The sequence below is a fragment of the Salmonella sp. 32010601201800023SM genome (assembly GCF_017572235.1).
GTDB classification, from domain to species: Bacteria; Pseudomonadota; Gammaproteobacteria; order Enterobacterales; family Enterobacteriaceae; genus Salmonella; species Salmonella enterica.
Genome location: NZ_JAGEQS010000002.1, coordinates 128,369 through 141,615, shown reverse-complemented (window position 1 = coordinate 141,615; position 13,247 = coordinate 128,369). Strand labels below are relative to the sequence as shown.

Genomic DNA, 13,247 nt, shown 5'->3' with positions numbered 1-13,247 from the left:
CTTATGAAAAAGATCATTGCAGTGACCGGCTGCCCTACCGGTATTGCGCATACATTTATGGCTGAAGAAGCCTTAAAAAATGCCGCGAAAAAATTATCTGTTGAAATAAAAGTTGAAACCAATGGTGCCAGTGGCGTTGAAAATGCCATTCAACCTGCTGATCTGGTAGATATTGCCGGAGTCATTATTGCGGCGGATAAAGATGTCTTACCTGATCGCTTTAATGGTTTACCGGTTATTGAAGTACCGGTAAAAGAAGCAATCCATCATCCTGCGGAGCTGATTAACAAAGTTATTAATGGTGAAGCCCCAATACGTAAAGGCGAATCAACCACCAGCACGGAAATTATCGAAAAAGAATCACTGGGGCGACAAATTTATAAGCACCTGATGAGTGGTGTTTCAAATATGCTACCTTTTGTAGTTGCCGGAGGCATATTAATTGCGATGTCGTTTTTATGGGGGATTTATTCCGCTGATCCTAATTCAGCTGAATACAATGCAACCGCCGCTATGCTAATGAAAATCGGTCAGCAAGCCTTTTCGATTATGGTTCCGGTCTTTACCGCTTATATTGCATTCTCTATTTCTGGCAGACCAGGGATGGTGGCTGGGTTTGTCGGCGGCTTACTGGCAAATGCTACCGGAGCAGGATTTCTCGGTGGGATAATTGCCGGATTCGCCGCCGGTTACCTGATGTTATGGGTAAAGAATCGACTCGAAGGCTTACCGCGTCAGTATGAAGGCCTGAAATCGATTTTTATTATGCCGCTCATTGGCGTACTGGTTATTGGCGTGTTGATGTCGCTGCTTGGGCAACCTGTCGCAGCTATCAATAATAGCATGATGAACTGGCTGGCATCGCTACAGGAAGCGAATCCAATATTGCTGGGTATTGTGGTGGGTGCAATGTGCTCTTTTGACTTTGGCGGCCCGGTAAACAAAGCCGCTTATGTCACCGGCACGCTTTTACTGGGCCAGGGCAACTTCTACTTTATGGCTGGTGTGTCTGCCGCATGTATTACTCCACCACTGGTAATTGCTCTGGCGACCACCTTCTTTCCAAAAGGTTTTAGCGAGGAAGAACGTGCCGCAGGCATGGTTAACTATATCCTCGGTTGTACACACATCACTGAAGGCGCGATTCCTTTCGCAGCGAAAGATCCTTTGCGTGTCATCCCGATGATGATGATTGCTTCCAGCATTTCCGCAGTACTTAGCTACAGCTTGCGTATTCAGGTTCCGGCTCCTCACGGCGGCTTCTTAATTTTACCTTTGGTGAGTCAGCCGCTGGCCTGGGTGTTATGTATCCTTGCGGGCTCTGCATGTGGTGCGGTGATGCTTGGCCTATGGAGATTGTGGGCTGTGCGCAAAAATTCAGTCAACACAACTCCTGTAGCAAAGGCTGGAGGTCAGAATGCAGCTCTGTGAACACGATATTTTTATCAGCGATGAGCGCCTCGATAAAGTCACCGCTCTGCACCGTGTGGTGGAAAAGTTATCTGCGGCTGGCAATACCACGACTGACTATTTACGCGGCATGTTGGATCGCGAAGCACAGATCTCCACTTATCTGGGAAATGGAATCGCGATCCCACACGGTACGCCAGAGTCTCGCGATGCGGTATTACAAACCGGTGTAAAGGTAATCGTTTTTCGCCACGGCGTTGACTGGGGTGACGGCAATACCGCGTATCTGGTCACCGGAATTGCCGCGCGCTCCAATGAACATCTTGAGATTTTGCGCCAACTGACTCGCGTGCTCAGCGATGACGCTATTCTGCAAGCACTGGCTAAAGCCGAATCCCCCAGTCAGGTTTTAGCGCTACTGACTGGATCGACGACCAATACGCCAGCAGCCGTGGAGTTGCAGGAGGGTGAGCAGGCAACGTTTGTCATCCATAATCCGCATGGTTTACATGCCAGACCCAGTGCGGTACTGGTGAAGTTTATCAAACAGTTTCAAAGCCACATTACGGTAGAAAATCTGGATAGCGCCTCCGGCCCGGTGGACGGGAAAAACCTGATGCGAGTGGTGTCGCTCGGCGCGAAAAAGGGGCATCGCTTGTTGTTCCGGGCGCAGGGCGAAGATGCACAGCAGGCACTACGTGAAATCGGGGAACTTATCACCTCTGGTGCAGGCGAGATGATCACCGTTCCCGTTACCCCACCACCAGAAGTCATGCAGCCAAAGCGCAGTTGGCTATCTCGATTGTTTAATTAGCCTTCATTTGTTCCTCCGTGCCCGCTCCGGCGGGTACGGTTTTTCATGACAAAGTGAAGTTACAGACATTACACACCATTTCGTTACCTTACATTTCCTTTCGCAACTTTCATTTATCAGATCAAAATCACAAAACAACATTACGAAAGCCTATAAATTCTTTCGAAGAAGAAAAACGAAAGAACTCGGAGATAAAAGTGAAAGAAATAATTGCTCGTCATAAAGCAGGAGAACATCTGGGCATCTGTTCAGTTTGTTCTGCTCATCCCCTGGTTATCGAATCAGCTCTGCTTTTCGATCTCAATACTGACAACAAGGTATTGATTGAAGCCACATCCAATCAGGTGAATCAGTTTGGCGGTTATACCGGAATGAAACCGGCTGATTTTCGTGATTTTGTTTATGGCATTGCTCAGGAAGTGGGATTTCCACGTGAGCGGTTGATTCTTGGCGGCGATCATTTAGGGCCTAACTGCTGGCAGAACGAACCGGCAGCGGCGGCAATGGAAAAGTCAGTTGAGTTAATAAAAGCGTATGTCGCCGCTGGTTTTAGCAAAATTCACCTGGACGCGTCGATGTCCTGCGCTGACGACCCGACACCGTTGGATCCGATGGTCGTTGCACGCCGTGCCGCCGTGCTTTGTAAAGCAGCAGAAGAGACCGCAAACGAAGAACAAAAATGCCATCTGACTTATGTCATCGGCACGGAAGTGCCCGTTCCTGGCGGTGAAGCCAGTACCATCGGCAGCGTTCATGTCACCCGCGAAGTCGATGCTGCCCGTACGCTGGAAACTCACCAAATCGCGTTTCGTGAATCAGGTCTGGAAGAAGCACTGTCACGCGTGATCGCCATTGTGGTGCAGCCGGGCGTTGAATTTGATCATACCCAGATTATTCATTATCAGCCGCAGGCGGCACAGGCGCTCTCCGCATGGATAAAAGAAACGCCGATGGTCTATGAAGCGCATTCGACTGATTACCAAACTCGCCAGGCCTACCGCGCCCTCGTTCGCGATCATTACGCCATTCTGAAGGTCGGCCCGGCGCTCACTTTCGCGCTGCGCGAAGCCATTTTCGCACTTGCGCAAATGGAAAATGAACTGGTATCCCCGGAACAACGTAGCCGCGTGATGGAAGTTATCGATGAAGTGATGCTCAACGAACCAGGCTACTGGAAAAAATACTACCGTCCAACCTGGAGCCAGGCGATGGTCGACATCCACTTTAGTTTGTCTGACCGTATTCGCTATTACTGGCCGCACCCGCGTATTCGTCAAAGCGTAGAGAAGTTAATCGCCAATCTGAACAACGTCACATTGCCGCTGGGATTAATTAGCCAGTTTATGCCCGTACAGTTTGAACGCCTGTCTGAGGGCGTGCTCACCCCTACGCCGCATAACCTGATTATTGACAAAATTCAGGATGTTCTGCGCGCTTATCGCTTCGGTTGCACGCCGGATGTCGCCTGAATAATGGAGAATTTATGAGCCAACTATTTGTCCGAACCGGAATCACATTCGACTCGAGCCAACAGGCGCTGGCGCACATTGGCAAAGAGATGCTGGCGAAAGGCGTGGTACATGATAGTTATCCGCAGGCGCTGGTGGAACGTGAAGCGTCTTTTCCTACCGGCATTGCGCTGGAGCGTCACGCCGTCGCTATCCCTCATTGCGAGGCGGTTCATGCGAAATCACCCGCTATCTATCTGATTCGTCCAGATAAGCCGGTCATGTTTCAACAGGCGGATGATGACGAAGAGATTGCCGTTTCGTTAATCATCGCCTTAATCGTTGAAAACCCGGCGGCACAGCTAAAACTTCTGCGCCGCCTGTTTAGTGAGCTACAGAACCCGAGCACCCTCGATGCCCTGTTAAGCGCGCCGGATGCCGAACTGGCGATACGCTTTCAGGAAACCATCCTTGAGCCTGAGCAGTGCGTCCAGGTTTGATAATAAATTGATAATAATGAGGAATACCCTATGAAACGTAAAGTAATTGTGGCCTGTGGCGGTGCGGTTGCAACCTCAACGATGGCTGCGGAAGAAATTAAAGAGCTATGTGATGCCAACCATATTGAGCTCGACTTAGTGCAATGCCGGGTCACCGAAATCGAAACCTATATGGACGGCGCCGATCTTATCTGTACCACTGCCAGGGTCGATCGCGCCTTCGGCGATATTCCCGTCGTTCACGGTATGCCTTTTGTTTCCGGCGTGGGTATTGAAGCATTACAGCAAAAAATTCTGTCCATTCTCATGGGGTAACGTATGTTTAGCGAAATAATGCGTTATATCCTCGACTTAGGCCCAACGGTGATGTTGCCTCTGGTGATCATCGTGTTCTCTAAACTGCTGGGAATGAAGCTTGGGGATTGTTTTAAATCGGGTTTGCATATTGGTATCGGCTTCGTGGGTATTGGTCTGGTCATCGGCCTGATGCTGGATTCTATCGGCCCCGCGGCGAAAGCCATGGCGGAACATTTCCAAATCAATCTCCACGTTATTGACGTCGGCTGGCCAGGTTCATCGCCCATGACCTGGGCGTCACAAATCGCGCTGGTCGCGATCCCTGTCGCCATCGGGGTTAACGTCCTGATGCTGGTGACCCGCATGACCCGCGTGGTGAATGTTGATATCTGGAATATCTGGCACATGACCTTCACGGGCGCCATGCTGCATCTGGCGACCGGTTCATACTGGCTGGGGATTCTGGGCGTTGTGGTTCATGCCGCCTTTGTCTACAAACTGGGGGACTGGTTTGCCAAAGATACCCGCGACTATTTTGGCCTCGAGGGGATTGCTATCCCACACGGCTCATCCGCGTACCTGGGCCCCGTGGCGGTGCTCGTTGATACCATTATCGAGAAAATTCCGGGCCTCAATCGTATTCACTTTAGCGCAGATGATGTCCAGAAACGCTTCGGACCGTTTGGCGAGCCGGTGACTGTCGGCTTCGTGATGGGGCTGGTGATTGGTGTACTGGCAGGCTACGACGCCAAAGCCGTTCTGCAACTGGCGGTCAAAACCGCAGCGGTGATGCTGCTTATGCCACGCGTCATTAAACCTATTATGGATGGCCTAACGCCTATCGCGAAACATGCGCGTAAACGTCTACAGGCCAAATTTGGCGGGCAGGAGTTCCTGATAGGCCTTGATCCAGCGCTACTGCTCGGTCATACCTCTGTTGTCTCCGCGAGCCTGATATTCATTCCGCTGACCATCCTGATTGCCGTCTTAGTACCGGGGAACCAGGTGCTGCCGTTCGGCGACCTCGCCACCATCGGTTTCTTTATTGCGATGGCGGTCGCGGTACACCAGGGCAACCTGTTCCGCACGCTGATTTCAGGTGTCATTATTATGGGTATCACCCTGTGGATAGCCACCCAGACGATTGGCCTGCATACCCAGCTGGCTGCCAATGCCGGAGCGCTAAAAGCAGGCGGACAAGTCGCCTCGCTGGATCAGGGCGGTTCCCCCATCACCTGGCTGCTGATTCAACTTTTTACCTGGCAGAATATCGTCGGCTTCGCCGTCATTGCCATTATCTATCTGGCCGGCGTACTGCTGACCTGGCGTCGCGCCCGACAGTTTGTCGCGGCTGAGAAAGCCACGGCGCTACAGCAAAGTCAAATCGCCTCTTAATTTTAGGGGAGCAATCGCTCCCCTCACCTTCCTGGAGAATGTTATGAAATCAGTGGTTATTCACGCTGAGGGAGACGTGCGCGTTGAAGAACGTCCCTTACCACAACTGCAAGCCGAGGACGATGTGTTGGTCAAGGTCGTTAGCTCAGGGCTTTGCGGGTCGGATATCCCGCGTATTTTCGCGCAGGGCGCCCATTATTATCCTATTACGTTAGGTCATGAATTCAGCGGCTACGTTGAATCCTACGGCACAGGCGTAACGGATATGCAGCCCGGCGATGCCGTCGCTTGTGTCCCGCTTCTTCCCTGCTTTCACTGTCCGCAATGCGAACGCGGTTACTTTTCTTTATGCAAACAGTATCAGTTTGTAGGATCGCGCAGCGAAGGTGGTAATGCGGAATATGTGGTGGTCAAACGGGCCAATCTTTTCCGCTTGCCGTCTGATATGCCGATTGAAGATGGCGCGTTTATCGAACCGATTACCGTGGGCTTACACGCCTTTCATCTGGCGCAGGGCTGCGAGGGGAAAAACGTAATTATCGTCGGGGCCGGGACAATTGGCCTGCTGGCCTTACAGTGCGCGCGGGAACTGGGCGCGCGAAGCGTAACGGCGATTGATATCAATCCGCAGAAACTGGAACTGGCGAAAGCGCTCGGCGCAACGCATACCTGTAATAGCCGGGAAATGACCGCCGACGACATCCAGACCGCGTTGTCCGACATTCAGTTTGATCAACTGGTTCTCGAAACGGCAGGAACTCCCCAGACCGTCTCGCTGGCTATCGATATCGCCGGGCCGCGCGCGCAACTGGCGCTGGTGGGGACGTTACATCACGATCTCACCCTGACAACGCGTACATTCGGGCTAATTTTGCGTAAAGAGCTCACGCTCCTCGGCAGTTGGATGAACTACTCCGCGCCATGGCCAGGAGAAGAATGGGAAACCGCAGCGCGCCTGTTGGCTGAAAAACGTCTTCAACTGACCCCTCTCATTGCCCATCGCGGCGATGCGGAAAGCTTTGCAGAAGCAGTCAAAGCGCTTAATGGCGCGCCCATGCAGGGCAAAATCTTACTTCAACTTTCCTGATGGTACGAGCCAGCAACCTGCGCTGGCTCACATTTCCTTTCGAAATTTAGCGTTCACCTTTCGCAATCCTTCGATTAAACTAGTTACAGTTAATTATCAGGCAAATCAATATGAACTCATTTGAGCGAAGAAATAAAATTGTCGACCTGATTAATACGCAAGGCAGCGTGCTGGTGATGGACCTTTCAAATACCTTTGGTATTTCTGAAGTGACTATCCGTGCTGACCTGCGTCTGCTGGAAGAGAAAGGCCTTGTCACCCGTTTTCATGGCGGCGCGGCAAAACCGGGAAGTCATCTGGCGGAAGGCGACAATCAGGAAGTCATTCTGGAAGATCGGTATCAACTCGCCAGCGATCCGAAAAAGCGGATTGCCCAGGCGGCTGCGGCAATGGTTGAAGAAGGAATGACCATCATTCTGGATAGCGGGAGCACAACATTACTGATTGCGGAAGCGCTCGCGCGAAAAAGCAATATTACGGTGATCACTAACAGCTTGCCTGCCGCTTTTACGCTATCAGAAAATAAAGATCTCACGCTGGTGGTCTGCGGCGGTACGGTACGGCATAAAACCCACTCAATGCACGGCACGATTGCGGAACGATCGCTACACGGCATCAGCGCCGATGTCATGTTTGTCGGGGCGGATGGTATTGATGCGACAAACGGTATTACCACGTTTAACGAAGGTTATTCCATTAGCGGCGTCATGGCGGCGGCGGCACACAAAGTTATCGCGGTACTGGACGCGACCAAATTTAACCGTCGCGGCTTTAACCAGGTATTGCCGATGGACAAGATCAACTGTGTGATAACCGATGACACTATCAGCAAACAGGATAAAGCGGCATTAGCGAAAACAGGCGTGGAATTAATGATCGTCTAAAAAGGAGTCGGTTATGCGTTGCTGATCGCGAGAGTAAGCTCGAAGGAAAGGCCCGGCCCGCTATCACCGCCCAATGCCCCCATCAATTTACCCACATCAATCACCTGATTGAGTATTAACGCGATGGCGATAAAAGGCGGTTCCCGGGCGCTCGCTTTTACTCTTCCTGCTGCTCCAGCGCATACTTATACAGCGCATTTTTCTTCACGCCGTGAATTTCTGCTGCCAGCGCCGCCGCTTTTTTCAGCGGCAGTTCTGCCTGTAGCAGCGCCAGCGTGCGCAGCGCGTCGGCGGGCAGGTCGTCTTCTTGCGCTTTATGGCCTTCGACAATCAGCACCATTTCGCCTTTGCGACGGTTTTCATCTTCTTTGACCCACGCCAGCAGCTCGCCGACCGGCGCGCCGTGAATCGTCTCCCAGGTTTTGGTCAGCTCACGCGCCAGCACCACATAACGGGATTCTCCCAATACCGCGACGATATCTTCCAGGCTATCTAACAGGCGGTGGGTTGACTCATAAAAAATCAGCGTTCGCGGTTCCGTTTCAATGGCTTTTAGCGCATCACGGCGGCCTTTGGATTTCGCCGGTAAAAAGCCTTCATAGCAGAAACGGTCAGATGGCAGGCCAGCGGCGCTCAGGGCGGCAATCGCCGCACATGGCCCTGGTAGCGGCACCACGCGAATCCCCGCTTCACGGCAGGTACGCACCAAGTGATAGCCGGGGTCATTAATTAGTGGCGTACCGGCGTCGGAAACCAGCGCAATGTTCTGCCCTTCTTTTAGCTTCGCGACCAGCGTTTCCGCTTTTTGTTGTTCGTTATGGTCGTGCAGCGCGAACAATCGGGCATTAATCCCAAAATGTTGCAGCAATAAACCGGTGTGACGAGTATCCTCGGCGGCAATCAGATCTACAGCCTGTAACACCTCCAACGCACGCTGGGTGATATCCGCCAGATTACCGATAGGAGTAGGTACAATAAAGAGTTGGCCCTGAGAATTATCCGCCGATTCGTTTTGTTTCATTGTGTCGTCCGTATTGCCGATTTAATATTGAGCATTGCGTAAAAAAATATCACTGGATACAGTATGGTACCCTCAACATTTTCTCGTTTGAACGCCGCACGCGCGCTGCCTGTCGTCCTGGCTGCGCTACTTTTCGCCGGGTGCGGCACCCAGGCGCCAGATCAAAGCGCAGCCTATATGCAGGGTTCAGCGCAAGCTGACTCCGCCTTTTACCTGCATCAGATGCAGCAAAGCGCAGATGATAGCAAGACCAACTGGCAATTACTCGCCATTCATGCACTGCTGAAAGAAGGAAAAAGCCAGCAGGCCGTCGAGTTGTTCAACCAACTCCCGCAAAATCTGAACGATACCCAGCGTCGCGAACAGTCTTTATTAGCGGTAGAAATCAAACTGGCGCAAAAAGATGTCGCAGGCGCGCAGGCCTTGCTGGATAAACTAAAACCCGCCGACTTTGCGCCAAATCAGCAAGCGCGTTACTGGCAGGCGCAGATCGTTGCCAGCCAGGGACGCCCGTCGCTTACCCTGTTGCGGGCGTTAATCGCCCAGGAACCGCTACTGGCGGCGAAAGATAAACAAAAAAATATCGACGCCACCTGGCAGGCGCTCTCCGCCATGACGCCGGATCAGGCCAGGACGCTGGTTATCAACGCTGATGAAAATGTGCTTCAGGGTTGGCTGGATCTGCAACGCGTCTGGTTTGACAACCGCAACGATCCAGACATGCTGAAAGCTGGGATCGCCGACTGGCAAAAACGCTACCCGCAAAATCCGGGGGCGAAAATGCTGCCGACGCAGCTCGTCAATGTACAACGTTTTAAACCAGCTTCCACCAGCAAAATCGCTCTGCTGCTGCCGCTGAACGGTCAGGCTGCCGTGTTTGGCCGTACCATCCAGCAAGGTTTCGAAGCCGCGAAAAACCTCGGCACCCAGGCGGTAGAGATGCAGCCTGCCGCCGCGCCTGATGCGCCAGTAGAACCTGGCGTGGAGGAGACGCAACCACAAATGACCAACGGCGTCGCCAGTCCGTCGCAGGCCTCGGTGAGCGATCTGACTGATGACGCTCCAGCCCAGTCCGCTACGCCAGTCAGCGCGCCACAAACTCCCCCTGCTACAGCAAGCGCGCCGGCGGATCCCTCCGCTGAATTAAAAATCTACGATACCTCTTCCCAGCCGTTGGATCAGGTGCTTGCTCAGGTTCAGCAAGACGGCGCCAGTATCGTGGTCGGGCCGCTGTTGAAAAACAATGTGGAAGCGCTGATGAAAAGCAACACGCCGCTCAACGTGCTGGCGCTCAACCAGCCGGAAACGGTACGTAGCTTCCCTAATATCTGCTATTTCGCGCTCTCTCCAGAAGATGAAGCCCGTGACGCGGCGCATCATATTTATGACCAGGGCAAGCAGTCGCCGCTGCTGTTGATCCCACGCAGCACGCTTGGCGATCGCGTGGCGAACGCCTTCACCCAGGAGTGGCAAAAACTGGGCGGCGGCATCGTGTTACAGCAAAAATTCGGCTCCGTAGCCGAGCTGAAAATGGGCGTGAACGGCGGCGCGGGTATCGCGTTGACGGGCAGTCCGGTCGCCGCCAGCGTGCCTGCACAGCCTGGCGTCACCATTGGCGGTCTGACTATCCCTGCGCCGCCGACCGACGCGCAAATCACCGGCGGCGGACGCGTAGACGCGGTCTATATTCTGGCTACGCCGGAAGAGATTGGCTTTATCAAACCGATGATCGCCATGCGTAACGGCACCCAGAGCGGCGCGACGCTGTATGCCAGCTCTCGCAGCGCGCAAGGCACCTCCGGCCCTGACTTCCGTCTGGAAATGGAGGGTTTACAATACAGTGAAATTCCTATGCTGGCAGGCGGCAATATGCCGTTGATGCAGCAGGCGCTGAGCGCTGTACATAACGACTATTCTCTGGCGCGGATGTACGCCATGGGCGTGGATGCCTGGACGCTGGCAAACCACTTTTCGCAGATGCGTCAGGTGCAGGGATTTGAGATCAATGGCAATACCGGCGCATTAACCGCCAGCCCGGATTGTGTGATTAACAGGAAGTTATCATGGCTCAAATACCAGCAAGGGGAGATTGTTCCCGCCAGCTAACGCGTAAACAGGCTGGCGACGCGTGGGAAGCTGCCGCGCGTCGCTGGCTGGAAAGCAAAGGACTGCGGTTTATCGCCGCCAACGTGCGCGAGCGCGGCGGCGAAATCGATCTGATCATGCGCGACGGAAAAACGACGGTTTTTGTTGAGGTCCGCTATCGGCGCTCCGGGCTTTATGGCGGCGCGGCGGCCAGTGTGACCCGCAGCAAGCAACACAAATTATTACATACTGCCCGCTTGTGGCTCGCCCGCCAGAATGGGAGTTTTGATACTGTGGATTGTCGGTTCGATGTGTTAGCCTTCACCGGAAATGAGATTGAGTGGTTTCGGGATGCGTTTAACGACCACTCATAATTGAAGATTTTAAGGATTAGCGTGCTCGAAAGAATCAAAGTTTGCTTTACAGAAAGCATTCAAACTCAAATTGCTGCGGCGGAAGCGCTTCCGGATGCCATTTCCCGCGCCGCCATGACGCTGGTTCATTCCCTGCTTAACGGCAACAAAATCCTCTGTTGTGGAAACGGGACGTCCGCGGCCAACGCACAGCATTTTGCTGCCAGCATGATTAACCGCTTTGAAACGGAGCGACCCAGTTTACCCGCCATTGCACTAAATACCGATAATGTGGTCTTAACTGCGATCGCTAACGATCGCCTGCACGATGAAGTTTATGCAAAACAAGTCCGGGCGCTGGGACATGCAGGCGATGTTTTATTGGCGATCTCTACGCGTGGTAATAGTCGCGATATCGTAAAAGCCGTTGAAGCAGCCGTCACACGTGACATGACCATTGTGGCGCTAACCGGGTATGACGGGGGCGAGCTGGCCGGACTATTAGGGCCGCAGGATGTCGAAATTCGTATCCCTTCACACCACAGCGCGCGCATTCAGGAAATGCATATGCTGACGGTAAACTGCCTGTGCGATTTGATCGATAACACGCTTTTTCCTCACCAGGATGATTAAGGAGTACACATGAAGGCATTTTCGCCGCTCGCAGTCCTTATTTCTGCGTTGCTATTGCAAGGTTGCGTCGCCGCCGCGGTAGTGGGTACGGCAGCCGTCGGCACCAAAGCCGCAACCGACCCGCGTAGCGTGGGCACCCAGGTGGATGACGGAACGCTGGAACTGCGTGTCAGCAGCGCGCTGTCGAAAGATGAGCAAATCAAAAAAGAGACGCGCATCAATGTCACGGCTTATCAGGGCAAAGTTTTGTTAGTGGGCCAGTCGCCAAACAGCGAACTCTCCGCACGCGCGAAACAGATAGCGATGGGCGTTGAAGGCACCACCGAGGTCTATAACGAGATTCGCCAGGGTCAGCCTATCGGCCTGGGGACCGCCTCTAACGATACCTGGATCACCACGAAAGTTCGCTCACAGCTACTGACCAGCGATCAGGTAAAATCGTCAAATGTGAAAGTCACCACCGAGAATGGCGAAGTGTTCCTGCTGGGCCTGGTGACTGAACGTGAAGGTAAAGCGGCAGCAGACATCGCCAGCCGGGTGAGCGGCGTGAAACGCGTGACCACCGCCTTTACGTATATCAAGTAACCGGTGTGCCGGGTGGCGATAAGAATGTGTAAACCGCGTCGCCATCCGGTAAATCATCCGGCTTCGCTACTCCGCTTTTTCCCGCAGTTGCGATGAGGTCAGAATCGTCACGCCTTCTTGTGCTGGCGCCAGCGCTTCCGCCAGCATGGCCCGCGCCACATCCCGCGCATCGATCGATTTCCAGTTTCCTGGCAACAGCCGGAATAGCGGAGCGAAAAGCGTTTCATTCACCCGCCGCGTTGTTCTGTCGCCGAGCAGCATAGAAGGTCGGGCAATCGTCAAACGAGGCCAATTTTGCGCGATTAACGCCTCCTCCATTTCTCCTTTCACCCGATTGTAGAAAAACGGAGAGTGCGCGTTTGCTCCCATTGCGCTGACCACCAACATGTGCTGCGCGCCCAGTCGACGCCCGGTCAGCGCGGTATCAACCACCAGCGTATAATCCGCATGAATAAACGCCGCTTTACTTCCCGCTTCACGCCGGGTCGTGCCCAGGCAGCAAAAAACAATATCCACCGGGTCGGTCACCTGAGCTAACGCGTCGGTAAGCTGCGGATCGTGAGGGTTATAAACGCCGACAATATCCGTCAGCGGGCGACGCGTCGGCGCGGCGATAGCGCTCACCTGCGGCGTGTTGATTAACATTCTCAGCAGATGTCCGCCGACCAGTCCGGTCGCGCCGGTAATCAGTACCTGACTCATCCTCGCTCCTTTACAGATTTGTCCACCTTGCAC

At 53.4% G+C, this 13,247-nt stretch carries 14 protein-coding genes; 12 read left to right on the top strand and 2 right to left on the bottom strand.

The window, feature by feature from the left end; translation table 11 throughout:
* Positions 1-3 precede the first annotated feature (3 nt).
* The 8 genes from J4617_RS08085 to J4617_RS08050 all read left to right on the top strand — a co-directional run bounded on the left by J4617_RS08085 (position 4) and on the right by J4617_RS08050 (position 7,835).
* Positions 4-1,431 carry a PTS fructose transporter subunit IIBC gene (locus J4617_RS08085; RefSeq protein ID WP_017465424.1) on the top strand — a complete coding sequence of 476 codons (1,428 nt, stop codon included), beginning with the start codon at positions 4-6 and terminating at the stop codon, positions 1,429-1,431.
* The gene (locus J4617_RS08080; RefSeq protein ID WP_017465423.1) at positions 1,418-2,224 is read left to right on the top strand and encodes an HPr family phosphocarrier protein; all 807 of its coding nucleotides are present in this window, start codon (positions 1,418-1,420) and stop codon (positions 2,222-2,224) included. Before J4617_RS08085 ends, J4617_RS08080 begins: the two co-directional genes overlap by 14 nt.
* A 197-nt stretch (positions 2,225-2,421) precedes the next feature.
* Positions 2,422-3,693 carry a tagatose-bisphosphate aldolase subunit GatZ gene (gatZ, locus tag J4617_RS08075; protein WP_017465422.1) on the top strand — a complete coding sequence of 424 codons (1,272 nt, stop codon included), beginning with the start codon at positions 2,422-2,424 and terminating at the stop codon, positions 3,691-3,693.
* Between the two features lie 14 nt (positions 3,694-3,707).
* On the top strand, positions 3,708-4,172 hold the full coding sequence (gene gatA, locus J4617_RS08070; RefSeq protein ID WP_000080445.1) for a PTS galactitol transporter subunit IIA: 465 nt from the start codon (positions 3,708-3,710) through the stop codon (positions 4,170-4,172).
* A gap of 30 nt (positions 4,173-4,202) precedes the next feature.
* A complete protein-coding gene (gatB, locus tag J4617_RS08065) occupies positions 4,203-4,487 on the top strand; it encodes a PTS galactitol transporter subunit IIB (RefSeq protein ID WP_000824293.1) in 285 nt (94 codons plus the stop codon).
* A gap of 3 nt (positions 4,488-4,490) precedes the next feature.
* On the top strand, positions 4,491-5,864 hold the full coding sequence (locus J4617_RS08060; protein ID WP_000490601.1) for a PTS galactitol transporter subunit IIC: 1,374 nt from the start codon (positions 4,491-4,493) through the stop codon (positions 5,862-5,864).
* Positions 5,865-5,907: 43 nt separating this feature from the next.
* Complete coding sequence (gene gatD, locus J4617_RS08055) at positions 5,908-6,951, top strand: galactitol-1-phosphate 5-dehydrogenase (RefSeq protein ID WP_000844174.1); 1,044 nt, start codon at positions 5,908-5,910, stop codon at positions 6,949-6,951.
* 110 nt (positions 6,952-7,061) lie between these two features.
* Positions 7,062-7,835, top strand: coding sequence for a DeoR/GlpR family DNA-binding transcription regulator (locus J4617_RS08050; protein WP_001083900.1), 774 nt, complete (start codon positions 7,062-7,064; stop codon positions 7,833-7,835).
* Positions 7,836-7,992: 157 nt separating this feature from the next.
* On the opposite strand, the gene rsmI is transcribed toward J4617_RS08050, so the two are convergent.
* Positions 7,993-8,856: a 16S rRNA (cytidine(1402)-2'-O)-methyltransferase gene (gene rsmI, locus J4617_RS08045; RefSeq protein WP_000812288.1), complete on the bottom strand. Its 864-nt coding sequence runs from the start codon at positions 8,854-8,856 to the stop codon at positions 7,993-7,995.
* Between the two features lie 63 nt (positions 8,857-8,919).
* On the opposite strand from rsmI, the gene J4617_RS08040 reads away from it, so the two are divergent.
* From J4617_RS08040 to dolP, 4 genes are read left to right on the top strand one after another with little or no spacing between them, the layout of a single operon-like run.
* On the top strand, positions 8,920-10,962 hold the full coding sequence (locus J4617_RS08040) for a penicillin-binding protein activator (RefSeq protein ID WP_017465421.1): 2,043 nt from the start codon (positions 8,920-8,922) through the stop codon (positions 10,960-10,962).
* Complete coding sequence (locus J4617_RS08035; protein ID WP_000057285.1) at positions 10,920-11,315, top strand: YraN family protein; 396 nt, start codon at positions 10,920-10,922, stop codon at positions 11,313-11,315. The genes J4617_RS08040 and J4617_RS08035 overlap by 43 nt, the downstream gene beginning before the upstream one ends.
* 21 nt (positions 11,316-11,336) lie before the next feature.
* A complete protein-coding gene (gene diaA, locus J4617_RS08030) occupies positions 11,337-11,927 on the top strand; it encodes a DnaA initiator-associating protein DiaA (RefSeq protein WP_000893481.1) in 591 nt (196 codons plus the stop codon).
* 9 nt (positions 11,928-11,936) lie between these two features.
* Entirely contained in the window at positions 11,937-12,512 is a 576-nt protein-coding gene (dolP, locus tag J4617_RS08025; protein WP_000643280.1) for a division/outer membrane stress-associated lipid-binding lipoprotein, read from the top strand.
* Positions 12,513-12,578: 66 nt separating this feature from the next.
* Here the strand turns inward: dolP and J4617_RS08020 are convergent, their stop codons facing one another.
* Complete coding sequence (locus J4617_RS08020; RefSeq protein ID WP_001530791.1) at positions 12,579-13,214, bottom strand: NAD(P)H-binding protein; 636 nt, start codon at positions 13,212-13,214, stop codon at positions 12,579-12,581.
* Positions 13,215-13,247: the final 33 nt, after the last annotated feature.

Excerpts from the sequence above, each read along its gene's own strand:
- J4617_RS08060 (WP_000490601.1), top strand. The coding sequence starts at position 4,491 with ATGTTTAGCGAAATAATGCGTTATATCCTCGACTTAGGCCCAACGGTG.
- J4617_RS08020 (WP_001530791.1), bottom strand. The coding sequence starts at position 13,214 with ATGAGTCAGGTACTGATTACCGGCGCGACCGGACTGGTCGGCGGACAT.
- J4617_RS08085 (WP_017465424.1), top strand. The coding sequence starts at position 4 with ATGAAAAAGATCATTGCAGTGACCGGCTGCCCTACCGGTATTGCGCAT.
- J4617_RS08035 (WP_000057285.1), top strand. The coding sequence starts at position 10,920 with ATGGCTCAAATACCAGCAAGGGGAGATTGTTCCCGCCAGCTAACGCGT.
- gatB (WP_000824293.1), top strand. The coding sequence starts at position 4,203 with ATGAAACGTAAAGTAATTGTGGCCTGTGGCGGTGCGGTTGCAACCTCA.
- dolP (WP_000643280.1), top strand. The coding sequence starts at position 11,937 with ATGAAGGCATTTTCGCCGCTCGCAGTCCTTATTTCTGCGTTGCTATTG.
- gatA (WP_000080445.1), top strand. The coding sequence starts at position 3,708 with ATGAGCCAACTATTTGTCCGAACCGGAATCACATTCGACTCGAGCCAA.
- J4617_RS08040 (WP_017465421.1), top strand. The coding sequence starts at position 8,920 with ATGGTACCCTCAACATTTTCTCGTTTGAACGCCGCACGCGCGCTGCCT.
- J4617_RS08050 (WP_001083900.1), top strand. The coding sequence starts at position 7,062 with ATGAACTCATTTGAGCGAAGAAATAAAATTGTCGACCTGATTAATACG.
- J4617_RS08080 (WP_017465423.1), top strand. The coding sequence starts at position 1,418 with ATGCAGCTCTGTGAACACGATATTTTTATCAGCGATGAGCGCCTCGAT.
- gatD (WP_000844174.1), top strand. The coding sequence starts at position 5,908 with ATGAAATCAGTGGTTATTCACGCTGAGGGAGACGTGCGCGTTGAAGAA.
- rsmI (WP_000812288.1), bottom strand. The coding sequence starts at position 8,856 with ATGAAACAAAACGAATCGGCGGATAATTCTCAGGGCCAACTCTTTATT.